20 protein-coding genes, 1 tRNA gene and 1 pseudogene are annotated in these 25645 nt (G+C 46.9%); 9 read left to right on the top strand and 13 right to left on the bottom strand.

Going from position 1 to position 25645, the window contains the following annotated elements; translation table 11 throughout:
* Positions 1–23 precede the first annotated feature (23 nt).
* Positions 24–1469: an NADH-quinone oxidoreductase subunit NuoN gene (gene nuoN, locus BM331_RS05170; RefSeq protein ID WP_074927696.1), complete on the top strand. Its 1446-nt coding sequence runs from the start codon at positions 24–26 to the stop codon at positions 1467–1469.
* A gap of 24 nt (positions 1470–1493) precedes the next feature.
* Here the strand turns inward: nuoN and BM331_RS05165 are convergent, their stop codons facing one another.
* Positions 1494–2594 (bottom strand): PQQ-dependent sugar dehydrogenase, encoded by a 1101-nt coding sequence (locus BM331_RS05165; RefSeq protein WP_074927694.1) that lies wholly within the window; start codon positions 2592–2594, stop codon positions 1494–1496.
* A 106-nt stretch (positions 2595–2700) separates the two neighbouring features.
* Here BM331_RS05165 and htpG point away from each other — a divergent pair, with 106 nt between their 5' ends.
* From htpG to BM331_RS05150, 3 genes are all read left to right on the top strand, one after another.
* Positions 2701–4623, top strand: a complete 1923-nt coding sequence (gene htpG, locus BM331_RS05160) for a molecular chaperone HtpG (RefSeq protein ID WP_074927692.1) — start codon at positions 2701–2703, stop codon at positions 4621–4623.
* Between the two features lie 332 nt (positions 4624–4955).
* The gene (locus tag BM331_RS05155) at positions 4956–5996 is read left to right on the top strand and encodes a PD40 domain-containing protein (protein ID WP_074927690.1); all 1041 of its coding nucleotides are present in this window, start codon (positions 4956–4958) and stop codon (positions 5994–5996) included.
* A 208-nt stretch (positions 5997–6204) separates the two neighbouring features.
* The gene (locus tag BM331_RS05150; protein ID WP_074927688.1) at positions 6205–8847 is read left to right on the top strand and encodes an MMPL family transporter; all 2643 of its coding nucleotides are present in this window, start codon (positions 6205–6207) and stop codon (positions 8845–8847) included.
* A gap of 35 nt (positions 8848–8882) precedes the next feature.
* Here the strand turns inward: BM331_RS05150 and BM331_RS05145 are convergent, their stop codons facing one another.
* The 3 genes from BM331_RS05145 to BM331_RS05135 all read right to left on the bottom strand — a co-directional run bounded on the left by BM331_RS05145 (position 8883) and on the right by BM331_RS05135 (position 12055).
* Positions 8883–9533 carry a DedA family protein gene (locus BM331_RS05145; protein WP_074927838.1) on the bottom strand — a complete coding sequence of 217 codons (651 nt, stop codon included), beginning with the start codon at positions 9531–9533 and terminating at the stop codon, positions 8883–8885.
* 145 nt (positions 9534–9678) lie between these two features.
* Positions 9679–9754 (bottom strand) — tRNA-Lys (locus BM331_RS05140).
* 66 nt (positions 9755–9820) lie between these two features.
* Complete coding sequence (locus BM331_RS05135; RefSeq protein WP_083414688.1) at positions 9821–12055, bottom strand: VanZ family protein; 2235 nt, start codon at positions 12053–12055, stop codon at positions 9821–9823.
* A 278-nt stretch (positions 12056–12333) separates the two neighbouring features.
* Here BM331_RS05135 and hemJ point away from each other — a divergent pair, with 278 nt between their 5' ends.
* On the top strand, positions 12334–12747 hold the full coding sequence (gene hemJ / locus BM331_RS05130) for a protoporphyrinogen oxidase HemJ (RefSeq protein ID WP_074927684.1): 414 nt from the start codon (positions 12334–12336) through the stop codon (positions 12745–12747).
* Positions 12748–12902: 155 nt separating this feature from the next.
* Here the strand turns inward: hemJ and def are convergent, their stop codons facing one another.
* The 3 genes from def to ligA all read right to left on the bottom strand — a co-directional run bounded on the left by def (position 12903) and on the right by ligA (position 16347).
* Positions 12903–13433 (bottom strand): peptide deformylase, encoded by a 531-nt coding sequence (gene def, locus BM331_RS05125; RefSeq protein WP_177217838.1) that lies wholly within the window; start codon positions 13431–13433, stop codon positions 12903–12905.
* On the bottom strand, positions 13426–14172 hold the full coding sequence (locus tag BM331_RS05120; RefSeq protein ID WP_074927680.1) for an S-methyl-5'-thioinosine phosphorylase: 747 nt from the start codon (positions 14170–14172) through the stop codon (positions 13426–13428). Before BM331_RS05120 ends, def begins: the two co-directional genes overlap by 8 nt.
* Positions 14173–14289: 117 nt before the next feature.
* Entirely contained in the window at positions 14290–16347 is a 2058-nt protein-coding gene (ligA, locus tag BM331_RS05115) for an NAD-dependent DNA ligase LigA (protein ID WP_074927678.1), read from the bottom strand.
* Positions 16348–16501: 154 nt separating this feature from the next.
* On the opposite strand from ligA, the gene BM331_RS05110 reads away from it, so the two are divergent.
* A complete protein-coding gene (locus tag BM331_RS05110) occupies positions 16502–17161 on the top strand; it encodes a Spy/CpxP family protein refolding chaperone (RefSeq protein WP_074927676.1) in 660 nt (219 codons plus the stop codon).
* A gap of 294 nt (positions 17162–17455) precedes the next feature.
* Positions 17456–18264: pseudogene (locus BM331_RS11420) on the top strand (IS5 family transposase).
* A gap of 155 nt (positions 18265–18419) precedes the next feature.
* On the opposite strand, the gene BM331_RS05095 reads toward BM331_RS11420, so the two are convergent.
* The 4 genes from BM331_RS05095 to BM331_RS05080 all read right to left on the bottom strand — a co-directional run bounded on the left by BM331_RS05095 (position 18420) and on the right by BM331_RS05080 (position 22097).
* On the bottom strand, positions 18420–18791 hold the full coding sequence (locus BM331_RS05095) for a flagellar protein FliT (RefSeq protein WP_074927672.1): 372 nt from the start codon (positions 18789–18791) through the stop codon (positions 18420–18422).
* Complete coding sequence (gene fliS, locus BM331_RS05090) at positions 18788–19258, bottom strand: flagellar export chaperone FliS (protein WP_074927670.1); 471 nt, start codon at positions 19256–19258, stop codon at positions 18788–18790. The genes BM331_RS05095 and fliS overlap by 4 nt, the downstream gene beginning before the upstream one ends.
* 58 nt (positions 19259–19316) lie before the next feature.
* Positions 19317–21374 carry a flagellar filament capping protein FliD gene (gene fliD / locus BM331_RS05085; RefSeq protein WP_074927668.1) on the bottom strand — a complete coding sequence of 686 codons (2058 nt, stop codon included), beginning with the start codon at positions 21372–21374 and terminating at the stop codon, positions 19317–19319.
* 252 nt (positions 21375–21626) lie between these two features.
* Positions 21627–22097: a methyltransferase family protein gene (locus tag BM331_RS05080; RefSeq protein ID WP_074927666.1), complete on the bottom strand. Its 471-nt coding sequence runs from the start codon at positions 22095–22097 to the stop codon at positions 21627–21629.
* A 429-nt stretch (positions 22098–22526) separates the two neighbouring features.
* Between BM331_RS05080 and BM331_RS05075 the strand changes: the two genes are divergently transcribed.
* Complete coding sequence (locus tag BM331_RS05075) at positions 22527–22802, top strand: hydroxylamine oxidoreductase (RefSeq protein WP_074927664.1); 276 nt, start codon at positions 22527–22529, stop codon at positions 22800–22802.
* A 65-nt stretch (positions 22803–22867) separates the two neighbouring features.
* On the opposite strand, the gene gshB is transcribed toward BM331_RS05075, so the two are convergent.
* Both gshB and gshA read right to left on the bottom strand, forming a co-directional pair.
* On the bottom strand, positions 22868–23818 hold the full coding sequence (gshB, locus tag BM331_RS05070) for a glutathione synthase (protein ID WP_074927662.1): 951 nt from the start codon (positions 23816–23818) through the stop codon (positions 22868–22870).
* A complete protein-coding gene (gshA, locus tag BM331_RS05065; protein WP_074927660.1) occupies positions 23815–25125 on the bottom strand; it encodes a glutamate--cysteine ligase in 1311 nt (436 codons plus the stop codon). The genes gshB and gshA overlap by 4 nt, the downstream gene beginning before the upstream one ends.
* Positions 25126–25323: 198 nt before the next feature.
* Between gshA and rplU the strand changes: the two genes are divergently transcribed.
* A complete protein-coding gene (gene rplU / locus BM331_RS05060) occupies positions 25324–25635 on the top strand; it encodes a 50S ribosomal protein L21 (protein WP_074927658.1) in 312 nt (103 codons plus the stop codon).
* Positions 25636–25645: the final 10 nt, after the last annotated feature.

The raw sequence follows: 25645 nt of genomic DNA, 5'->3' as shown, positions 1-25645 counted from the left end.
TGATCGGAAATTAAGGATTTTTCATGGATTTTTTGTTACCTGACTTCACACCAGCCTACCCTGAAATTTTCTTGCTGTTCATGATTTGCGTGGTCATGCTTGCTGACTTGTTTGCAGGGGAAAAAAATCGGCTTCTGTCATTCTATTTGTCACTATTGACACTGGCTGGATGTGCGTTCATTACGTATGGCATATATAGCACGGAGGTTCGTTATACGTTCTCAGGCATGTTTGTCGGTGACGCAATGTCAGATACGCTAAAGCTGATGATTTATCTTACTGTAGCGGCTGTGTTGATCTATTCTCGTGCATATATCAGTCTTCGGGGTCTATTGAAAGGAGAGTTCTTCAGTCTCACATTGTTCGCCACACTGGGTATGATGGTTATGGTTTCTGCAAGCCACCTTATTACTCTTTATCTGGGAATTGAACTGTTATCCCTATCACTTTATGCCATGGTAGCGTTGCAACGTGAATCGGCTGTTGCTACCGAAGCTGCCATCAAATTTTTTGTTCTAGGTGCACTGGCTTCCGGGTTTTTACTTTATGGTATGTCAATGTTATATGGCGCAACTGGCACATTACACATTTCGGAGTTGACGAAGAGTATCCAACAAGGTACGGCAGATCATGACATCTTTGTCGTAGGTCTGGTTTTTGTTGTTGCTGGCATCAGCTTTAAGCTCAGTGCGGTACCATTTCATATGTGGGCTCCGGATGTTTATGAGGGAGCACCTACTGCAATAACATTATTTATCGGATCTGCACCTAAACTGGCGGCTTTTGGTTTTGTTATGAGATTGTTGGTGGAAGGTCTGGGAGAGCTGGCTACTGATTGGCAGGGGATGCTGGTCTTGCTGTCGGTAGCCTCAATGGCGGTCGGTAATTTTGTAGCGATAGCTCAGCTGAATATCAAGCGGATGCTGGCTTATTCAACTATTTCGCACGTAGGGTTTGTTTTGCTTGGTTTTATTGCGATAGGAGAAAACGGCTACAGCTCAGCCATGTTCTACGTGATTGCTTACGTATTAATGACGTTGGGTGCGTTTGGAATTATTATGTTGCTCTCCCGGGAAGGATTTGAGGCGGACAAGATCAGTGATTTTAAAGGCCTTAATCAACGTAGCCCGTGGCTCGCATTTATGATGTTGCTAATAATGTTTTCTATGGCGGGAGTTCCCCCCATGATTGGATTCTATGCAAAACTGGCTGTGTTTCAGGCTGTCCTGGAGGCAGGGTATGTATGGTTAGTGGTTGTTGCGGTTGTACTGGCGCTGATTGGTGCTTTTTATTATTTACGTATCATCAAGTTTATGTATTTTGATGCACCAGAAGACACCCGGCCGATTTTATTCAAACCGGATGTCAGGATACTTATTAGCACAAACGGACTGGCTATAGTACTTCTGGGCATATTCCCTCAGGCACTTATGGGTTTGAGCCTGTCTGCCATTCAACACTCCATGTAATTCAAATCATGGCAGGTGGGAGAATTACGGTTGATTATAGCTGATACGATAAATCAGGCCTGCCATGTCATCCGTGACCAGCATTGCTCCATCCGTTATTATTAGTATGTCAACCGGCCTGCCCCATGCTTCGTTATCCTGCAGCCAGCCTTCTGCAAAAGATTCTTTTTTAATAACCTTATTTGCCTCAATCTGTACCCGTTCAATACGATAGCCTGTTTTTGTACTGCGGTTCCACGAACCATGTTCTGCAATAAAGATGTTGCCATGGTATTCAACGGGGAACATGTTACCGGTATAAAATCGCATTCCCATTGGCGTAACGTGAGGATCAAGTTCAGCGGCAGGAGGGGTAAACTTGTTGCAGTCATATTTTGCTCCAAGTTTGGGATCGGCTACTTCTTGTCCATGACAGTAAGGGAAACCGAAATGCATCCCTTTCTCTGGAGCACGATTTAACTCATCTGGTGGAAGATTATCTCCCATCCACTCCCGGCTGATATCGGTGAACCACAATTCCTTTGTGACGGGATGCCAGTCAAATCCTTCTGTATTACGCACCCCTCTCGCGAATACTTCATAGTTTGTACCATCCGGTTTTATTCGTGAAATCAGAGCAAAACGATCCAGATCCGTTTCGCAAATATTGCAAGGTGAGCCAACAGAAACGTACAGCCAGTCATCCGGACCAAACGCTATGTTTCTCCAGCCGTGATAGGTTTCTTTAGGGTAATCAGTCGTTATAATGTGCGGTGGTGTGGGGTGATCAAGTGTATTTTCAATATCATCAAAACGCAGGATTCTGTTAACCGACGATACGTATAAGGCACCGTCATGGAATGCTACTCCGGTGGGCATTTTGAGCTTACTGGCAATAATGCGAACCTGGCGTTTTCCTTCATTTTCCGTGACGGCATAGACATTGCCTGCCGATTTGGAACCTACAAATACTGTTCCTTTATCGCCCAATGTCATGGTTTGCGCATTCGGCACATGTGCCCAAATACTGATTGAAAACCCGGAAGGTAGCTTGATTTTATCAAGCGGGAGCTCTAGTTCTTGAGCATTAACTTGGAAGGTGACTGCACACAGTGATACCGAAAAAATAAAAGATGAAAATTTCATATGATCAAACAAGTAAAAGTTAAGGAATAGAGGTTTCGAGGTTGAAATGACTTGAAATCAGGAAACCTGATCCCACGATGTTAGCGCATTTTTTAAGGAGAAAAGTATGCAAACCACAGAAAACGTCGAACATTTGAATTTTCAGGCTGAAGCGAAACAGCTTTTGAAGCTGATGATTCATTCTCTTTACAGTAATAAGGAAATTTTTCTACGGGAGTTGATTTCGAATGCTTCGGATGCCGCAGACAAACTGAGGTTTGAAGGATTATCCGATACAGCATTATATGAATCCGATCCGGATCTTAAAATCTATATTGCTTACGATAAAGAGGCGCGTACTATCACGATCACCGATAACGGTATCGGTATGTCCAGGCAGGAAGTAATCAATAACATTGGCACTATTGCCAAATCCGGTACACGGGAATTTTTTGATTCGCTGACGGGTGACCAGGCCAGGGACGCTAACCTGATTGGACAGTTTGGTGTGGGTTTTTATTCAGCATTTATTATTGCGGACAAAGTAACATTGACTACCCGCCGTGCAGGCCTGACTGCTGAGCATGGAGTGCGCTGGGAATCTGGTGGTGAGGGTGAATATACGCTGGAAACCGTGGAAAAGAGGGAGCGGGGTACAGAGGTTGTTTTGCATCTGCGAAGAGATGAGGATGAGCTGTTAAGTAGCTTTCAGCTGCGTTCTATCATCCGTAAGTATTCAGATCACATCACGCTTCCTATCATCATGAAGAAGGAGGTATGGGATGACGAGAGTAAGGCATACAAAATAAGTGATGAAGAAGAAACAGTCAATCAGGCCAGCGCAATCTGGGCACGGCCTAAAAATGAGATTACACAAGAACAGTACGATGAATTTTATAAGCATGTAGCGCATGATTTCGAGCCGCCACTTGCTCATGTACATGCCAGAGTTGAAGGCAAGCAGGAATATATTCAGTTGTTATATATTCCTGCCCATGCACCGTTTGACCTGTTTGATCGTGAGCATCGTCATGGCCTTAAACTTTATATCAGACGTGTGTTTATCATGGATGATGCGGAGAAATTGTTGCCAGGGTACTTGCGTTTCGTTCGCGGTATTATTGATTCAAATGATTTACCACTGAATGTTTCCCGTGAGATCCTGCAGGAATCGAAAGATATTGACAGCATTCGTGCCGGTTCAGTGAAAAAAGTACTGGGGTTGATTGAAGATCTTGCAACGAGTGATAAGAGCGAAGATCAGGAGAAATTCAGAACCTTCTGGCGTGAATTTGGCCAGGTACTGAAAGAAGGCGTTGCGGAAGATTACAGCAACCGTGAACGTATCGCTAAATTGCTGAGATTTACTTCAACACATGATGAGCGAGAAGAGCAGACGGTCTCGCTGGATGATTACATCGCCCGGATGAAACCGGACCAGGAAAAAATCTACTATATCACCGCAGATGGTTTGAAGGCAACCCAAAGCAGCCCACATTTAGAAATATTCCGTAAAAAAGGAATCGAGGTACTACTGCTGCATGATCGCATTGATGAATGGCTGGCAGCCAATCTAAATGAATATGCGGGTAAATCTTTACAATCTATTGCCAAAGGTAATCTTGATCTGGGCAAGCTGGAAGATGAAGTAGAAAAGCAAGAGCATGAAAAGGAAGCAGGAGATTTTCAGGAATTAACAGCGAAAATGAAGGAAGTGCTGGGTGAGTTAGTCAAGGATGTGCGCATTACCTACCGTTTGACAGAATCGCCAGCCTGTTTGGTGGCTGATACACACGACATGAGTGGTAACCTCGGGCGATTGCTGAAATCAGCTGGTCAGAAAGTTCCGGATAGTAAACCGTTTCTGGAAATCAACCCGCATCATCCCATGGTTCAGCGCCTGAAGTATGAAGAAGCCAAATTTGCCGACTGGAGCCATATTTTGTTTGATCAGGCATTGCTGGCCGAAGGAGGGCAGCTCGAAGATCCAGCCGGTTTCGTCAGGCGATTGAATGATTTGCTGCTGCAAAATATTTTAAGTGGAAAATAAGATATTGGGAATTGGTCGCGTGCGCCATGAATTTGTCTAACGGTACCTTTAAAAATTCGGTTGTATGGGGTGAAAGCACAAGGTGCACGGGATGCAGCAACGAGACATTACCCGAGGCAGTGATCACTGTGCACTGCCTTGCTTTGCCTGAAAAACTAATTTTAGAAGTACGCTCAAATAATATTGGCAAGTTCAGCGTGTTAATCTGAAGAGGAGAAATAGAGCGCAAGTAGTTCTATTTCTTTATCTTGACACTTCAGCAATGCATCATATACCCTCTCAATCTCAAAAAGAGAACGATTGGTTTACTTTTTTCGGAGAGGAGAAGCAGAATGAGAGATAGCTCTGTTATAAAACTTTGTTCCACGCTACCGGTTTTAATGCTGGCAAGCAATCTGGCTTATGCCATGCCTGGCATGCACGGGGCAGAAGGTGTAGCTGAGCCACCAGCCGTATCAAAAAGTATGGGGGCTCCTATTAACTCGCCCGGTACTGAAATAGAGATAACTTACAGTGCGGATGGCAAAACAGCTATTTTCGTTTCAACGCGTGAAGGTAGTACCAAGTCACCAGGTAGTGCCTATAACTTTGATATATGGATGTCTCATAATATAGATGGCATATGGCAGGAACCTGTTCATCTTGGCCCCGATATTGATCCGACAGTAGGCCCCAATATCAACACGGCAGCTTGGGAACTGGAGCCTAGCCTTTCTGATGACGGCAATGTCATTTATTTCACGAGGTATGAGCCGGACAACTTGTTGTCGGGCGATCTTTATGTTGTCCAGAAAGTGAGTGGTGTATGGCAAGCACCCAAAAGCTGGAATGATGTGCCGGAGCTTCCCAGTATCAATACATTAACCGGTGAAGAGCACTGCCCAATTATTGCCTCTGACAGTCTGATTTATTTCAACTACAGCCAGCCTGGAGTAACGCAGGAGAGTGATATCTGGAAAGTTGAGAAAAAAGATGGTGTATGGCAAAAGCCGGTAAGCCTGGGATCAAAAATAAATTCCCCACAGCGTGACCACATGCACTGGACTGGCTTGTCAAAAGATGGCAAAAGTCTGGTTCTTACCAGCATGCGGATAAATCTGGGTTCGCGGGGCGGGCATGATATGTGGATTGCGCATCAGGATGAAAAGGGTGAATGGCAAGAGCCGACTAATCTTGGTGATGTCATCAATACCTCGGGAGAAGAAATGTGCTGGACTTTTACGCCCGATGGTAAGAAGTTTACCGGCAGCTGGGGACCACAAGGTACGTTTGATACGGATATCCATTGGATGAGTAAAGAAGATATTCCTTTATTGAGAACATTCGAGCCGATGGGCCCTCCACCCAATTTACTTATCAACAGCAACAGCTAAACAAGCTTGCCTCTGGTTTCTCTGAGCCGGGCCGCTTTTCAATAGTACAGAGAGCTCCAAATTTACTTGGAGCTCTCTCTGTACAAATGTTTCAGCCTGAATATCGGCATGTGTGAACCCCTCAATCTCATCAAAACTGCACTAAAATACTGTCCGGTATGAAAAATATGAAATGCAGTCACTTGATCTGGAGCAATAGCGGAAAATAATGGAATCTTCACATAGTAGAACCTATAAGATCTTTGCCTCTTGTACCAGCTTCTGCTATCGCCATGCTCCCTGGGTTTTATTAATCTCATTTATTTTTGTTGCGATAAGTGCGGTATATACCACTCGTAATCTTGGCATGAATACTGATACAACGGATATGCTTTCCGAGCACTTGCCGTTTCGTATTAACAGTGAAAAGTACGACCAGGCCTTTCCTCAGGATACAAATATTCTGTTGCTGGTACTCAGCGCTCCTACCCCTGAGCAGGCTTATTCCACAGCGCACCGACTGGTGGCGCTTCTGAAAAAAGATAACAAAAATTTTTCCGATGTTTATGCGCCAGGCGTAGAAGATTTTTTTGGGCGTAATGGATTACTCTATGAAGATATTCCTCAGCTGGAACGCATCACGGATCATTTGGCTGAAGCTCAGCCACTCATTGCACAAATTGCCCGAAACCCCACACTGCACACATTTATCACGCTGCTCACACAAGCGACCGATGAATTAAACAAAGGCCAGCACCTGGAGTTGGAGCCAGTTTTCCAGGGAGTGAGCGAGACTATCAATGCACAGCTTGCCAGCAGATCGCGCGCCCTATCATGGCAGACATTATTTCGTGGCGAACCGCTGAAGGCTGGCTATCAGGAAATAATTGTCGTCAAACCTATCCCGGACTATTCGGAGCTACTGCCGAGCAAGCAACCTGTTATGGCGGTGCGCGCAGCCGCAGAAGAAGTAGGTTTGACCGACGACGGGCCGATTCAGCTGCGTATTACCGGGGATATGGCGCTGGCTGATGACGAACTCAAGAGTTCACTGGATGGGATGGAAATTGCCGGAGTCGTTACATTCATTATGGTGGGCGCAGTACTTTATTCAGCTATGTATACGGTTGGTATGACTATAGCTGTACTGATTTGTCTGGTGGCGGGTTTGGTGCTGACAGCTGCGTTCGCAACAGTTGCTATTGGTCAGGTAAATGTAATTTCTATTGCTTTTGCGGTGTTGTATATCGGCCTGGGGGCAGATTTTGCCATTCATTTTCTGCTTCGTTATCGGGAAATGCAAGAAAGTGGTTTGCTTACAAAAACGGCTGTATATCGAGCGGGTGGCGAAGCCGGGGTCGCCCTGACTGCCTGTACGATTGCAAATGCCATTGGCTTTTATGCATTTATCCCCACCAGTTACAGCGGAGTGGCAGAGCTTGGGATTATCTCAGGTACGGGCATGCTGATCAGTCTGGTGGTTACTTTTATTGTCGGATCGGCACTGCTGCGCTATTTATCGGGGCAATCAGCTGTTAAACCTAACGGCAGGAAAATGTTGGGTAAAGTACTTGAGGTTTCGCTGAAGTGGCGAAAACTGACACACATTTCTGTTTGTTTAGTGTTGTTGCTGGCAGCAGTATTGTGGCCACAAATCAGGTTTGACTATAACCTGCTCAATATGCAGGATCCAAAGGGGGAGGCTGTTCAGACTTTCCGGGAATTGCTGGCATCGCCCGATCATTCACCATGGTATGCAGTTGTACTGACTGAAGATCGCAATGAAATTCAACAGTTGAAAGAAAATCTGAGCAAACTGCCAGAAGTAAGTAAAGTGGTTTCAATTAAGGATTTTGTGCCACCCGAGCAGGAAGAAAAGCTGGCTGCAATTGAAGAAATGTCACTTATCATCGGTCCGGAGCTGTCAATGGCAACGCCATCTGCGGTTAAGCAAACGGTATTGCAACAACAGCAGGCGCTTGCCTCTCTGCATAGCGCGTTAGAACGATTTACTGTGGATTATCCAGATTCCTCCACTTTAGCTTCTGCATTGGCACTCAGTAATTCAGTGGAATCGTTGCTTCACCGGCTAAACAAGGCAGATCCGGATGATCAGGGTAAATTACTGCATTTGCTGGAAGAAAATCTGCTGTCCACACTGTCTGTTGCGCTTCAGCGTTTATACAATCTGATTGAAGCTACTCCTTTCGGTGAACAGGAGCTGCCCGCGTCACTGGCCAATCGCTGGCACAGTCATACAGGGGAATATCTTGTCGCCGTGTATCCATCTGATGATATTGGTGATAATGAGTCATTACGCCGTTTTGTCAGATCTGTGCAGCAAGTGGCGCCGCATGCAACCGGGATACCTGTGATCAGTCTGGAGGCAGGTAACGCGGTAATCGATGCATTTATTCAGGCGTTCTCACTGACTTTGGCAGGGGTGGTGATTGCGCTTCTGCTTATGCTACGCAGCATAAAATATACTGTGCTGGTACTGATTCCACTGTTGTTATCCAGCATATTTATCGGCATTTTTACTGTCTTGCTGGATACACCATTCAACTTCGCCAATATCATTGCTCTACCACTTTTGCTGGGTCTGGGGATTGACAGCAGCTTGCACATGGTACATCGCAGTATGGATAACCAGGTTGGAAGCGAAGTGCTGATCCATACCAGTACGGCACGAGCTATTTTTTACAGTGCGCTGACTGCTCTGGTTGACTTTGCCAGTCTCATGTTTTCACCGCATAAAGGAACAGCCAGTATGGGAACGTTGCTTGCCGTCGGGCTGGCATTTACCCTGATCTGTACGCTTGTTATTCTGCCTTCTCTACTGGGAAATTCCAGCCGGCGGACGACATCGTGACGTTTTCATTATCCGGCATGTTCGAACAGGACAGATCAACCTTGGCCTGGTTTATTCTTTCTGTATCGATGTTTAAGATACTCAATTACAGGCGGGGTGATTGATAAGATAATGATCGCAACAATAATCAGCTTGAAGTTTTTTTGTATAAATGGGAGTTGCCCGAAATAAAATCCGGCATAAACAAATATCCCGACCCACAACGCAGCACCAATGATGTTGTAAGTAAGAAAGGTGCGATAAGGCATGGTACCAATACCGGCCACAAATGGAGCAAAAGTGCGGATGATGGGGATAAAGCGTGCGATGATAATCGTTTTGCCACCGTATTTGAGGTAAAAGGCATGCGTCTTATCAAGGTGCTCCTGTTTAAGGAAGCGGAACTTCTCCGGAGTAAAAACCTTTAGCCCGAATTCTTGACCTATCCAGTAATTGACGCTGTCACCCAAAATACCGGCCAGGCATAACCCGATAAACAGGATATGGGGATTAAGCTGTGATCCTGGTAACGATGCGAGCGACCCTGCAGCAAACAACAAGGAATCACCAGGCAGAAAAGGAAGTACAACCAGCCCGGTTTCACAAAATATGATCAGAAAGAGAATGCCATTGACCCATATTCCGTATTCCGAGACGAGCTCCCGCAGGTGGCTATCAATATGGATAATGAAGTCGATAAGAAACATGGGCAGGGGATATGGGTTTGTTGTGGAGAATGAGGCTCGGTTTGTAACAACCAGTGCAAGAATGTTGCACCAGATTACCCCGAAGCATGAATGAATCTGAACATAGAAAAGGCACTTGCCCATTTTCTGACCAAGTGCCTGTGTCTGGTAGGCCGTGCGAGATTCGAACTCGCGACCAACGGATTAAAAGTCCGCTGCTCTACCGGCTGAGCTAACGACCCGAAGGCGGCAATTATACCAACTCATTCTTCGTTGGGAAACACTTTATCGTGATTAGAAGAAAGTGGTTACATATGTTGCCGGGTTATTCTGCCAAAACTGCGCATACCTGAGCTGATAATGGTGATGAAACCGGTTTGTACCAGGCACCAGCGGGCGAATAATTCTACTTCGGGCAGAATTTGCTTGCGATCAGGGCCAAGCAGAAATTGGGATCCGGAAAAAATATGTCCGTACTTATGAACTTCGGATTCCAACCCCAGAGAGAGTAGCCACCATCCGATTGGCAGCATTATGAGGGATAGCACCATCCCCAGGATCCATTCCATAACGTTACCGGATAGATTGGCAAGTATGGCGGCGTTGATGCAGAGAGCAAAGAGCAGAACGTAAAGATAAAAGCCTCCTCCCATGCCCATAGCACCATTGCGGGAGATTAATTCATTCAGGTTGTCAGTTGAGGACCAGCTAAAGGCAATGGTCTTGGCCAGCCAGAGCCAGGGTAACGCGCTGATAATCAGAGTAAGCATTTTTCTTGAGACTTGTACTTGTTCATGCTGTTTGTGCAGGCTGAAGAAACTGATAATCAGCACCAGAGAGATAATAAGGGGCGCATACAGCGCTGTATAGCGAACCGATCTTTCCAGTATGGAAATCAATGTTGGTCCAAGCCATTCAAAGATATGTCGCCAGCCTTCTCCCCAGATATCTTTGTTAATAACAAACCAGTAAAGATTATTCGATCCGGCAATATCGGCAATACTTTCCTGGGTTACGCTGATTGAAAGCAACCCCAGGCTGATAAGACTGGCTGTGAATACCCATCCTGGCAGACTTATAAATGGCCTGGGACTGGAAAGTATTCTGGAGCTGATCCATGTGGCCCCTGCCCCGATCCATAGCAATGCCAGAACAAAAATGAATATGAATAGTATGTTGCCATCAAACAGAAATAGCTCTTTGAGGTTGTAAGGTATTTGGGGCAAGTGCAAAATTAGCCAAAGCAGGCCTGCAACTCCTGTTGACAGAAGAATTATGGGAATCCATGCACTGAACAAAGACAGATTTGTAGGGGAATCAGTTCGGTGGGAGCGAGGTATGAATGAAGTGGGCTTGTCCGGTACGGGGTTGGCGACAGGATGAGGCATTTCAGTATGGCATTCAAGTTGCCTGGATTCAGTTAATCCCCATGCAATCAGCCCGATCAGTAGCGGCTCGGTAATATCTGCATTACGTCCTAATAACGCCATTTGAATCAGTTCGATGACTATCGACCAGAAGATCAGTGCCAGGGCTATGCCACGAAAATTTCCGCCGGTATAGGGAGCGAACCATAATAGGGCAGAATAGATGTAAAGGGACAAAGCCAATGCTATAGCATTGGTAAGCATGGAGCCCTCAAGCATGGTGGTGAAGGGGATAAGATTGAAAGTGCCACCCGTCGTGAGGGAGAAAGGTGTCAGGGCATGAATAGTCCAGGCAGCTAGCAGCGACCAGAAAGCGACGATTATCCTGGTGTGCGAACTGGTTCTTAATAATAAAATACTTACCAGATAACCCGTTAGCAATCCTGATATGGTAGATGTGTCAAGGAATTGACTTACAATCGTAATTTTTCCAGCCAGAATGAATAATAGTGCTCCTGTCAGCCAGACCAGAGGTCTTGGGGTCAGTAAGGAAAGCATACTTCCAGCTGTTATGATGCTGGCTGCATGTGTCCAGATAGCGGAGAAGCTGAAATCAAGTATTTGCAGGGGTTTGACAGCATCCTTGAATTTTTGCCAGTCCAGGGATGGAACAAGAGGTAATAATTCACTGCATAACCAGAGCAATAATATTGCTAAAGGGATAGCGGCTTTGCCACCCGAGAAAGATTGTCTGCTCGGCCATGATAAGGACATCTGTTTTATCAGGACACTTACTCCGATTCCTGTGAACAGGCCTGTCATATTCCAGAATACATCTGCTAGTGCTGCGGATCGGGTGGGTAGCCATATCTGCAGGATTTGCAGAATCAGCGAGAAAATAAGGCTGATGACGCTCAGCGATAATAAAGCAAGTATCTTGTTCCGCGAATGGATCATTCGTTCTCCAGCAATGCCCAGCGGGAGAAATAGCGCGATATTGCCCAGTATGTCACCGATAGACGTTATCCATTCCGGGTTTGTAAAAAATTGTTCAAACGCTCCCGAGGCAGTGCTTGTGAAATTCCCGGGGTAAAGTGATCCATAAGTGATAAGTAGGACGAGAACAGCCAGCACTTTTGTATTGAAGGATAAATGTCTGCTATGGCTGATCATCATAGGTTCCTGTCTGGTATTTCGTATCTGTGATCTGTAGCGAGCTCCAGCAATTCAGATTACGACGTTAAAACATCCAGTTCTGTTGCTTTTGCGGAAATTGGGCCGGTGGTTTACTATAATTACTGGAATGCACAGCCATATCAAAAACTTCTGAGTGAATATGAAGTGTTTCCACTTGCATAAAACAATTACCCAGTTTCAAAAGTAAACGATTGTACTGATCGTTTAAAAATTTCTTGATTCCTGGTTTCTTCTGATTTTAAACCTGATATTTCATTATGCTCTGGATTAAATCATTACATATTATTGCTATGGTGACCTGGTTTGCCGGGTTGTTTTATTTGCCCAGATTGTTTGTTTATCACGCCATGTGTACAGATCAGGCAGGCATAGACCGGTTCAAGGTGATGGAACGCAAGCTCTATTACGGCATTATGACCCCAGGTGGGTTAATGACCATCATTTTTGGGACATGGTTATGGCTTGGCTACGGTTTCTCTGGAGGGTGGCTGCACACCAAGCTGACACTGGTAGTTTTGCTGATCGCTTACCATCTCTACTGCGGGAAGTTGCTGGGTGATTTCAAGCATGATCGTAACCGGCATGGCCATGTTTACTACCGCTGGTTTAATGAATTGCCGGTATTGGCGCTGTTTGCGATTGTTATACTGGTTGTGGTCAAACCTTATTAACAGGGCGGTAAAAAGCGTTAGCGAGGCACGTTAGAGCAAGGTAAAAGCAGGCGAAAAAGCGCAGTTTATATACGATAAATGTGCATTTTGAGCCTGCTTCCAACGCAGATGGTTTTTCACCACCCTGCTAATAATAGGGCAGTGCAAAGGATAAATCAGTCTTCCGTGATTGCCTGATTCGGAAATAGTGTATCGGTATAACCAAATTTGCGCAGATCATTGATTCGCATAGGATAGAGTATCCCATTCAGGTGGTCACATTCATGCTGTACCACTCGCGCATGAAACCCGGTGACTGTTCTGTCGATGGGAGTAGCGGTTTCATCCACGCCCTGATAGCGCAAGTGAGTATAGCGGGGAACCAGTCCGCGCATCCCCGGAATACTCAGACAACCCTCCCAGTCCTCTTCCTGTTCATCGGTCAGTGGAGTGAGTATGGGGTTGATCAGCACAGTAAATGGGACACTTTCAACATCCGGATAGCGTGGAGAGTGCTCTACCCCGAAGATGACTACCTGCAAACTTACGCCAATTTGTGGGGCAGCCAGCCCGGCACCATTGAGTGCAGCCATCGTATCCTGCATGTCTCGCAATAATTCTTTGAGTACAGGTGTGTCAAATTGCTTGATTTTCTGCGCAGGCTGCAACAGGCGCGGATCCCCCATTTTTAATACGGGTTTAATCATTATTATTCCTTACCAGGTGTTCCAATATATTTCTGACATTCGTCATTGCATCTTCCAGTGCCTTGTGCGCAGCTTGCAGTGGGATAGCTTGTTTGCTTTCCCCGCGCCCGGCCGCATGATTAGCAATGGCGGCAATGGTCGCGTAGGAAATACCTAATTCCCGCGTGAGAATCGCCTCGGGCATACCCGTCATTCCAACCATATCTGCCCCATCACGTTCCAGGCGATTGATTTCTGCTGCTGTTTCAAATCTGGGGCCCTGGGTTGCGGCATAAACACCTCCATTAATAACTGATTCACCCGCATCCTGTGCGGCCTTCAGGAGACAGCCACGTGCAATAGGGCAATAGGGCTGTGTAAAATCCGTATTAGTGATGGTTTTGTCAGATCGATCATGAAAAGTAGCTTCCCGGCTATGGGTATAATCAATAATCTGGTCAGGAATGACGATTTTGCCAGGCTCCATATCTTTACGGATACCGCCAACCGAAGTGACGGCGATGATCGTTTTGACCTGCAGGGTATGCAGTGCCCAGATATTGGCACGATAGTTGACGACGTGTGGTGGAATGGTAATACCGTGGCCGTGCCGGGACAAAAAAACAACTTCTTGCTCGCAGATCGTTCCAAAAATCAATGAACCGGATGGTTCCCCATAAGGGGTTCTTATAACCTGACGATGGGTGACTTCCAAGCCGGCAAGTTTGTTCATACGCCTGCCACCGATGATTGCAATCATATTGATCCTGATAGTAATAAATTATTGCTTTATGTTTTTATTATAACTGGCTGCCTGCACGTAATGACGCACAATACGCATGAAAGAGAAGAGGGTAGTTGTTGTAAAAATTATGGATCAATTACCTTGCTGTGCATCTATCGAGATATTTTGCAGCAGTGACAGCAGCTGATCTTCATCCAATACAGGAATGCTCAACTCGATTGCTTTAGTGTACTTGCTGCCGGGATCTGATCCCGCAACGACATAACTGGTGGCAGATGAAACGCTGCTGGTTACCTTGCCACCTTGTTGTTCAATTTTGATTTTGGCTTGATCGCGCGTCATGGTTGGCAAAGTTCCAGTCAGGACGAAGGTTTTGCCGGACACAGCCGAATTAGTTTGTGCTAATTGCTGTGCGTCATGATTTGCTACTTCCCACTGTAACCCGCTGCTGAGTAGTTGCCTGATCACTTCCCGGTTATGTGCTTCAGAAAAAAAATCTGCAATACTTTGCGCGACCACCGGGCCGACATCCGGAATCTGCTGCAACTGTTCGATATTCAGAGTCATCAGTCGATCGAGATCACTTGTCTGGTTAGCAAGTGCCTTGGCAGTCGCTTCACCAATATGACGAATACCCAGCGCATAAATAAAACGCGGCAACGTGGTTCTTTTACTGTGCTCGATTGCTGTAACGAGGTTGCGTGCGGATTTTTCAGCCATGCGTTCCAAGCCTGCGAGTGTATCAATATTCAGCTTATACAGATCGGCAGGGGTATGCACCAGTTCGCAGTCAATTAATTGGTCAATCAGTTTTTCCCCTAGTCCATCAATATCAAGGGCACGGCGGGAAGCAAAATGCCAAATTGCCTGTTTACGCTGAGCTGGACAATATAAACCTCCGGTGCAGCGGGTTACTGCTTCACCCGGCAGGCGTGCTGCTTTTGATCCGCATGCCGGACAATGATCCGGCATGATGAATGGCTGAGCGTGGGCAGGGCGCTGTTCCAGTATTACCGCTACCACTTCTGGGATGACATCACCCGCCCGGCGCACGATGACAGTATCGCCGATCATGATTTGTTTGCGTTGAACTTCATCTTCGTTGTGCAGGGTGGCGTTGGTGACCGTTACTCCCCCTACAAATACCGGGGCCAGACGGGCAACTGGTGTCAGGGCGCCGGTTCTTCCCACCTGGATTTCGATTGCCAGTAGTTTGGTACTGGCCTCCTGTGCCGGGAATTTATGTGCAACAGCAAAACGGGGGGCGCGTGAGACGTAACCAAGTGTTTCCTGTTGTGTCAAATTATCGACTTTGTACACCACACCATCAATTTCATAGGGAAGGGACAAACGCAAGGTGCTCATTTCATGGTAATAGGCTAATAGTCCAGCCACTCCCGTTGTCATACCACTTTGCTGTGCCACCAGAAATTGTTGTGATTTAAGGTAATCCAGTATTGCGCTATGCTTGGAAAAAAGCGGCTGATTTTTGTGAGAAAGCACAGCATCATAAGCAAAGAAGGTCAGTTTGCGTGCAGCGGTGATATTGGAATCCAACTGACGTAGTGAGCCGGCAGCAGCATTACGCGGATTGACAAAGAGCTTCTCTCCCTTGTTTCGCTGTTGTTCGTTGAGATGCTCAAAGTCTGCTTTCAACATGACCACTTCACCGCGTACCTCGAACTGATTAATTGCAGAAGCAGTCTGTAGGCGCAAGGGTATGGATGGAATTGTGCGCAGATTCAGTGTGATATCTTCCCCGGTATAGCCATCTCCCCGGGTGGCTCCGTTTGTCAGTATTCCATTTGTATAAACTAGGCTGACAGCTAATCCATCGAACTTGGGTTCAACTGCATAGTTAACCTGGTCCACATTCAACGCTTCACGAATGCGCTTATCAAAAGCAATAGCTTCATCTTCTGTAAAAGCATTGGTCAGTGACAACATGGGTGTCTGATGAGTGAGCCTGGTAAATACTTTTAGCGGGGGGGCACCTACCCGCTGGGTTGGAGAATCCGGTGTGATCAGATGTGGATATTGCTGTTCCAGTTGTTGCAAGGTGCGAAAAAGTACATCGTAATCCGCATCTGGAATAATTGGCGCATCTTGTACATAGTAATGAAAATCATGCAACGCAATGGTTGAACGTAATGCCTTCAGGCGTTCTTCAATTATTTTTTCGGATACCATGTCAAGAATTACCATGTGAGGGGAGTAGAATGGGGAAATCCCGGCTAGGATAATAGAAACAAATTGCGTGGAGAGAGTTTCCGGGTTTCATAAACTTTGCGCAAGACAGATTGTCTGGTGTGTCTGTAATTTTCTTTATAATAGGAGAAGTGATATGAATATTAGATTGACCGGATTATCAATCCTTATCGGTGCTTTATTTGCCATTCCCGCTACAGCAGTAGCTGTTTCTCCGGTTGCTGGAACATCAATCTGGCAAAGCGGGGCCAGTAGTCTCGTCCTGGCCGAAGCTCAGCAAAATCAGACCCATACTCGGGAGGGTGAAGGCAAAGGACAGGGGTACTCGAACGAAGGTCAGGGTGGGCAGGGAGAACAAGGAAAAGGTGAGTGCAAAGGTAAAAACAAAGGTGGAGAAGATAGTGATCACTCGGGTCATAGCGGACATGATCATGGAGGTAAATCCCATCATGGGCACCATCATCACAGCTATGCACATAACATTGCAGGGCAAGCGGAAGCACTCGATCTTTCCGATGAACAGCTTGGCAAAATCGTACGCATCCATCTGAAAGAAGATCCTAAAGTGCATGATCATCTTAAAAAGAAAATGAAAGAAAGTATGAAAGCTTTCCGTAAAGCAGTGGCTCAACCTGCTGTTGATGAGGAAACTTTACGTACACTGGGGCAGGATCATGTCAATAGCTTCAATGAAATGGTTGCCTATCATATTGAAGAGCGGAAAGCTATTCGCAGTATATTGACACCTGAACAGATCAAAAAACTGAAAGATGTAAAGACAGAGCATGATCATTGATCTGATCTAGCAACCTGGTGGCGACAGTAGTAAAGATATACTGCTGACAGTAATTTTGTGTTCTGACTGCAGTTTTTTATGGCTGACTGAAGAATATCCGTTTTATCGGGATTCCTTCAGTCAGCCATATTCATTTCAGCCCCACGTCCGTCTGGAAGGAGCCCAGGTGGTTCATAAAACCCAGCAAAATATCCTGCTGGTAGATATTGCATCTCAGGTTATCTGGGCTTAGGTGAGCGCGTTGAACACTTAGAGCCTGTTTGCAATCTGTTTCTCACCCCTGATAATAGATGGATGAAGAGACCAAAATACGCCAGCGACATCAGCCGAGAGAAGTTTGCCGAGATAGAGCCATTACTGCGCGGTGTACGCCGCCGCACCAAGCCTGCGACAGTGGATCTGTACGAGATCTTTTGTGCGGTGTTGTATCTGCTGCGCACTGGCTGTCAATGGAGATACCTGCCCGACAAGTTTCCCAAGTGGCAGAGCGTATATGCCTATTGGCGCAAATGGAGCGAGCCCGACCAGGATGGCGTCAGCCTGTTGGAGTTGGCGTTAAAAAAATCAGGTTGGAGCGGCCCGAGAGAAGTTGGGGCGCAACGCTTGCAGCACGTTCCTGATCGTGGATGCGCAGAGCGCAGAGCGTGAAGAACACGGACACGGCGGGCCAGAAGGGCTATGACGCAGGCAAGAAGGTATCGGGCATCAAGCGTCAATCGCGGTCGATACCCAAAGGTTTGTCGCATGCGGTTGCGGTAACCACGGCAGAAGTGACCGATCGCAAAGGAGCTTTACAGGCTCTCAAGCGCTGCAAACCGAACTTGAAGCAAGTCCAAAGTCTGCTGTGTGATAGCGCGGCTACGTCGGTCAGCCTTTTGCCCAGGGCGTCAAGGACATCCTGGGCGAGTACAATGACAGTGCAGATTGCCAGGCGTAGTGAATTGCACACGTTCAAGGTTATGCCCAAGCGCTGGATCGTCGAGCGCAACTTTGCCTGGCTGGAGAAGAACCGAAGGTTATGGAAAAACCGTGAGCGCAAACTTAACACCAGCTTGCAATTCATTCATCTGGCCTTCATGGCACTGATACTCAGAAGATCATAAACAGGCTCTTGCAAATAAATAATGGGTAGTTTGGGGGGCAAGGCAAATGCTTGCCATCTTCACTTATTGCCTGTTATTTCTGTTTTTGACTATAGAATTCTGTTTTCGTAAGAGTCTGCTCTTTAGCCAAATGCATGTGGTGATCCAGAATATCATTACGTATCTGTCTGGTAAGTCTGTCCCAGTTTCCGTTTGTGGTCGTGGCTGGTCAGCATATTTTGCAGGTGTGTCATTCGAGGTTCGGTAATGGTGCGGATTTCAGCATCACGGGCGAGTATCTGCTGGATAAGGTCAATTTTTTTTTTCTGTTGAATCTCACTTAATGGCTGCCGGGTGTGCTGTTCCATCAATCGGCTAGTTAGGAGCTTGCAGTCGCGTTCCAGCGTTACCAGTTCATCCCAGTCACTGTTTTTTGCTGCTTGCAGCATCTGGTTGGTGATTGTCAGGATTGCTTCATACGCAGTGATCATTTGCATACTGTTGTTGCGGTCATCCGGTGGAGGTTTGGATGAGTTATTGAGATTCATATGGTTGCACCTGTTTCTACTGTTTGCTCGATCATCGTGTTGACAGCTGCTTTTGTATCTACTTTGCCGACAGGTTGCCTTCCAATAGAAGCCCAGGCTTCTTGCAATTCGCCCAACAGCTGGCTGACTTCTTCGATGATGGCGGGATCATTCTGAATATTAGCGGTAAGCAGTCGGGTGGTCATGTAGTCGTAGAGCTGATCGAGCCGCGTGGCCAGTTCCCCGCCTGCTGCCTTGTCCAGACTGGCTTTCAGGCCGTGATCAATAATCATAATCGCCTTGGAGATCATCTCCCCCTTGGCGGCAATTTTATGTTGCTGCATGTATAGTCGGCTGCAATCAAGCGCCTGCCGTGCGCCTTCAAACAGCATCACGATCAGCTTGTGTGGATCGGCAGATGCCACGCCGGACTCAACCCCGACACTCTGATAGTTTTTGATCGCCCGGCCAGGTGATTCAATGAACATGATCGCTTTCTCCTTTTCGGAAATGAGAATATTGGTTAATGATCGTTATCTGGCGCGATTATTTGTCACCAATCTTGGGTAAATTTGCCAATTGCTGTTGCAGGTAATTGCTGGTCTGGGTCATGCTGGCAACCATCGAATCCAGTGCGGTGAATTGCGCTCGCAGGCGTTTCTCCACTTCCCCCAGACGATGTTCCAGCGCCTCGCGCTGTCTGCCTATGCCTTTGATCGTGCTGTTAATGCCATCCATGCGGTTGTTGATCAGACCATCGCTTCTTGCCATACCATCGAGCAGCTGATCCAGCCGGGACATGAATCCTGGGATTGGCGGAGTGGTAAATGTGGTTTGCTCCGTGGTTTCCACGAAATCTACTGTTCCTCGGCTACCTATGCTGCTGCCTTCTATTTTTAGTGTGAGGCCGTTGTTGCTCAGCTCCTTGCCCGCGCCGGTGGCAGCCTGGCCACCGATTGTTCCGGCCACATTCTTGCCAGCTGTTTGAACAGGTGTGCCAAACAGGTCTGCCTTTCCAATACCGCCAGTGATATTTACACTGGAAGTCGAACCATAACGATTGGATATAACGCTTAGTTTGCCCGCATCTTGCGTGACGATAACTGAGATACCTGCACTGGAAAAGGTCGTATTACTGTTTATCTTAGATTGAACTTCTGCGGCGAGTGTTGCAGCCGTGTACGAGTCTGTAGCCAGCGTGATGCTGCTGCTAACACCGTCGATAGTCATATCCAGCTTGTTGTTGCCGCCCATCCCCAAAAAAGGAGCACTAATATTCAATCCAGCCACCTTGCTTGCAATGGCGCTGCCTTGCGTAGCGATCTGGCTGATATTTACTGCCAGACTTCCTGGTGTGAAAACGGGTGGCTGGCTGATAATGGAAATCAAACTATCGCTGACATTGACCGTCTGGCTGATTGTGGTCGAAGTAGTGCTAGTAGTTCCAGGGATGTCACCAAAAAATGCTGCAATATGCTTATTCGGATCAGCCAGCACTACGCTCAGTTTGCTGTCGTCCAGTTTTAATGTGCCATCTTTTTGGAAGCTGATACCTAGTTCGGATAGTGAATTAATTCCCCCGATAGCTGATTGGTTGCTGGTCAGCATGGCTCGCACCCGATTTTGTACCATGCGCACGGTGGAATCCCCGGTCAATACCGAAGCCTGTTTGTTGGCAGTATCGTAACGGGAGAGACTGCCGATGGTTTTTTCCAATTCGTTGTATGCTGTGACAAACGCCTTCACTGCTGTTTCCACGCTGGCCTTATCCTGCTCCACTGTCAGCGTGGTGTTCGTGCCGGGGTTGGCTTTCAGCAGATTAAACGTCATGCCTTCCAGGGCATCGCTGATGGTATTGGAAGATTTTTCCACTCTAATACCGTCGATCACCATGACTGCATTTTTCGCTGCTACTGTTTCGGTCATTCCGCTGGTGGAAGCATCAAAAGCCAATTTGGATAATCCAGCGCTATTGGTGTGGTTACCATCTGCATCGGCCACCGTAATCTTCAGTGCATTGGCCAATCCGGTATCTTTAGAAGCAATTACCAGCCGGTTGCCGCTACCGTCATTGACGATGCTGGCAGTCACACCGGCATTTGCTTCATTGATCGTGTTGCGGATATCACCTAACGAGGATTTGGCCGGATCGATTGTGATGGTTTGGGCCGACTTCTCTGCGTTGGTGGTAAACGTCCCGTCCGCGTTATAATAGGTACCAAATTCCACCGTTAGTGACCCGCTGCCAATAGCGGTACTGGTGGTGGCAAATGCTTCTGACTTGATTTTCTGCGCCTGCGCCAGTGACTGTACTTCAATCTCATGCGAACCTATCGCAGCTTTGTCCGAAGCACTCACCGTCGCCTGCGACTGATCCGCCAGCGCAACCTTGAAGCCGGTAAACAGCGCAGGTTTTGCCAGCGCTTTCGCACTATCCTGAAACGATGACAAGGCGCTTTTCAGACTGCCAAAGGCAGAAAGTTGCGCCTGTTGTTTCGCCTCTTTGGTATTAAGCTGAGTGAGCGGACGCTGTTCAACCTGCATCAGTTTGCTGATAATCCCGCTGATATCCAGCCCCGAGCCGATTCCTGGTGATGAAAGCATGGTCTATATCCTTGGTTTGTTCTGTGTTCACAAGATCGTCAATTAAGCTGTGGCGACGCTGAGACACCATAACGGCAAGAACGAAAGTGACTTTACACATTCTGTTAATATCGTTTCTGGATTACTTCGTGCCGCTTACGTTCGCAATATCAGGGGTTTTATGTATAGCGGGTGAGGATGAAACAGGTGGTTGTGTAGAAGTAAGCCGGAGAGGCATAATTTGTTGAGGTGGAGGTATGCTTTAGGGATATCTCAGAGCCAGCGTCGCACTCTGGTTTTGTAGTCCCGATAGACATCTCCAAATCTGGCTTCAAGGTGTGCTTCTTCATGGCGTATGACACCGTAGCGTAGTATTGCCCAGATCAGCGGTGCGAAGAACAGTGGCCACCAGGTTGACAGCAGTATCGAGGTACCGATAAAAATTAACCAGTCGCCGAGATAAATCGGGTTGCGGCTGTAGCGGAATGGTCCGGTAGTGCACAGGCTGGAGGCTGCTTTATAGGGGTTGACGGTAGTTCGATAGCGCCAGAGAATGATGGCTGTCCATGCAAGCAGCACTAATCCCGCGATTATACCCAGCCAACCGAGTGGCCGGGTTGCCGCACTCCAGCCCCAGTGGAGTGCCTGAATGTTACGATCAATCCACCAGCCGGCGAGTATGGCTGCAGCGTAGGGTGCGGGCGGGAGAATTAGTGTGCGCGGACGATGAATGTTGTGATCCATGATGATTCAGTCAGTTTGTCAGGACGGAGAAGATTCAGGATTCGAATCAAATCGGTGTATCCAGTATATGGCAGCATACCTGATGCAGAAAAATGTGCAAAACAAAAGAAGTAGCTTTATGTTGTACTTTAAGGATGATGGACGACAAACTGCTCGGCCACATTTTCTTTTTTGTTGCGGATGGCGAGTAAGGGAAAAACAGTAAGCCGTTTGTTTTTAGATGCAACAGTAATGAATTACTTGATAGAATGTAGCCGGTTTGTATTAACCATAGCCGACGGGAGGGATGAAGTGTCGGCTGGTGATCTGTGCCGATGATTTGAACCGGTTTTTCAGGCCGGGAAATACTGATCAGGGGGCGGATTACAGGGAGGCCTGAAAGGTTATCAGGTAAGAGATTTGTTTTAGGAAATTTGAAGAGGAGTGCAAATGAACAAGGTGATCGTCGCAGCTTTCGTTTCTATTTTTGTACTGGGTTCCACAGCAACGTTTGCAAGTGGTAACTTGGAGTCTTCCTTAGCACCAATCAGTGCCAAGGATTTGTTGAACTATCTGGCTTGCAAAGATAAAAAACCAACTGATATCGTGAAAAGCCATACTGAGGTCGAAAATGGAAAAATCGTCAGAGTAAAATGTGGCGATGCCGTAGCGGTTGTTCAGCAAGCGAGAGAAAAATCGGGTGACGCCTGGAAAGGTGGTTATTAATCCGTTTTATTTGCATAAAAAGGGCCTGTTAATCAGGCCTTTTTTTACGCCACTTCTTTAGTATTTCAATGAATGTTTTGTTCTAGTGCATCAATCATTAGCCCTGCAACATTTATTCCTGTTTGATCAGAGATTTCCCGCATACCGGTCGGGCTGGTGACATTTATTTCTGTTAGATGGTTGCCGATGACATCCAGACCTATCAGCATCAGGCCGCGAGCATAGAGGATTTGTCCGAGTTCTTCGGAAATTTTCCTGTCACGTGCTGACAGCGGCTGTACTTTGCCGGTGCCACCAGCCGCCAGATTGCCACGCGTTTCTCCCGGTTTGGGGATGCGCGCGAGTGCGTAATCGACAGGTTTCCCAGCAATTAGCAATATACGTTTGTCTCCTTCGCGGATTTCCGGCAGAAAGCGTTGTGCCATGATGGTACGGGTGCCATAACGCGTTAGCGTTTCGATGATGACGCCAATATTATGGTCGGTATTCTGCATGCGAAAAATACCAGCACCTCCCATGCCATCCAGCGGTTTCAGGATAATATCCTCATGTTCGGCAAGAAACTGGAGAATCAGCTGTTCCTGGCTGGTTACCAGTGAAGAGGGTATAAATTGTGGAAACTCTGTGATTGCCAATTTTTCGTTGTGGTCACGAATGCCCCGTGGACTGTTCACAACATAAGCACCCTGACGTTCGGCCAGTTCGAGCAGATAGGTGCTGTAGATATACTCGGTGTCGAAGGGAGGATCCTTGCGCATGAGCACGGCATCAAATTCGGCCAGTGGAATTTCTTCCACAATGCCTTCCTCATACCAGCGATGAGGATTATCTGGTGGATCGATGAGTGTTAGTGATCGTGCGAAACCAATTACCTGGTGATTTTTCCAGGCCAGGCCACTTTGTTGCAGGGTATACAGTTGATGGTGACGGGACGCCGCTTCACACATCATGGCATAGCTGGAATCCTTGCCAATTTTGATACTGTCGAGCGGATCCAGAATAAAAGCCAGTTTCATCGGGTTTCGGCCATTGCCAGTGTGGACAATGAGGGTTGAATATACCGTTCCAGCTCGATGGCAGAGGCAAGCAGCGCCAGCCTGGCAATTACACCATAGGTATAAAAACGATTAGGAGTTGCATCTGGAGGGGCGGAGGGATCGGTCTGCATACAGGTGGTATCAAATGCTAATGGCACAAAATGCATGCCTGGTGCATTCAGGTTTTCATCAATGCCCCGACTGGTGTGAACCCGATAGAATCCTCCCACTACGTGATGATCGATCATGTAGATAACGGGTTCTGCTACGGCTTGGTGAATATTCTCAAATGTGTGTACTCCTTCTTGCACCAGTACATTTTTCACAACCAACCCCTCCTTGATTGTCGTCATTTTGTTGCGCTGTTTACGGTTAAGTTTGTAGACTTCAGCCCCATCTTTGATACTCATGATTCCCATGCCGTAAGTGCCTGAATCAGCCTTGACGATAACAAACGGCTTTTCATTGATTCCATGTTGTGCGTATTTTTCCCTGATCTGGTTCAGAATTTCATCTACAGCCGCAGCGACACAATCCAATCCCTCTTTTTCTTGAAAATCAACTTTCCCGCAAGCGGTAAAATAGGGGTTGATAAGCCAGGGATCAATGTTGATCAGCTCTGCAAAGTCCTGTGCTACATTGTCGTAGGCGCTGAAATGCCAGGATTTACGGCGAGTGGCCCAGCCTGCATGGAGGGGTGGGATAATTGTCTGATCCAGATTTTGCAGGATTTCAGGTACTCCGCCGGACAGATCGTTATTCAGAAGTATGGCACAAGGGTCAAAATCCTGAACAAACAGCTTGTTCCCCTTGCGCTGTACTGGTTCCAGTAACAAAGGTTCGCCACTAGGTAGTGGTACGGATACAGGGTGATCAATTTCTGGCAATAGTGAGCCGATACGGATATTCATACCAGCCTGCTGCATGATGGACTGCAACATGGCAATATTTTGCAGATAGAAAATATTGCGGGTGTGATTTTCTGGAATCAGCAAAACATTATGTGCGTCCGGACAGATCTTTTCGACGGCATTCATCATCGCCTGAATGCATAGTGGGATGAAAGCCGGATTAAGGTTGTTGAATCCGCCAGGAAACAGATTGGTATCAACCGGTGCCAGTTTGAAACCACTGTTGCGTAGATCTACTGAGCAATAAAAAGGCACAGTATGGTGTTGCCATTGCTTGCGTAACCAGTGTTCGATAGTTGGCTTGGCTGCAAGAATGCGTTTTTCCAGATCGAAGGTGGGTGCATTCAGGGTATTGGTGAGATGGGGTACCGGCATGAGATATCCATTACTTGGAAATAAACCGGCTAATTATAACACTGCACCTGAACGGGCAGATTCTGTCTGCAAAAGAAGGTAATAAGCACACTTGAAAGAGTACTTATTTTAAATGTCGCATGTCGTGGCACGATTGAATTTATTACACAAAATCCGCGTATGTTATTATAATGCGCGGTTCTAGGACGGGAGATGGATATGTACGCAGTAATCAAGACAGGTGGTAAACAGTACCGAGTTCAGGTCGGGAATAAATTGAAAGTGGAAACACTGCCCGCGGAAGTAGGGAGTGATATTCAGCTGGATCAGGTGCTGATGGTTGCGGATGGAGAAATTGTTTCTACGGGTGCGCCGTTACTCGATCAGGCAAAAGTCAGCGCAACAGTAATCAGCCACGGGCGACGTGACAAAATACGTATATTCAAAATGCGCCGTCGCAAACATTACCGGAAACAACAGGGGCACCGTCAGAATTATACTGAGATTCAGATAACCGGTATTTCTGCATAAGGAGATTGAT

It is taken from the genome of Nitrosomonas eutropha, assembly GCF_900116685.1.
Taxonomy (GTDB): domain Bacteria; phylum Pseudomonadota; class Gammaproteobacteria; order Burkholderiales; family Nitrosomonadaceae; genus Nitrosomonas; species Nitrosomonas eutropha_A.
Note: the sequence above shows the minus strand (reverse complement) of the source record. Positions and strands in the feature narration are given on the sequence as shown.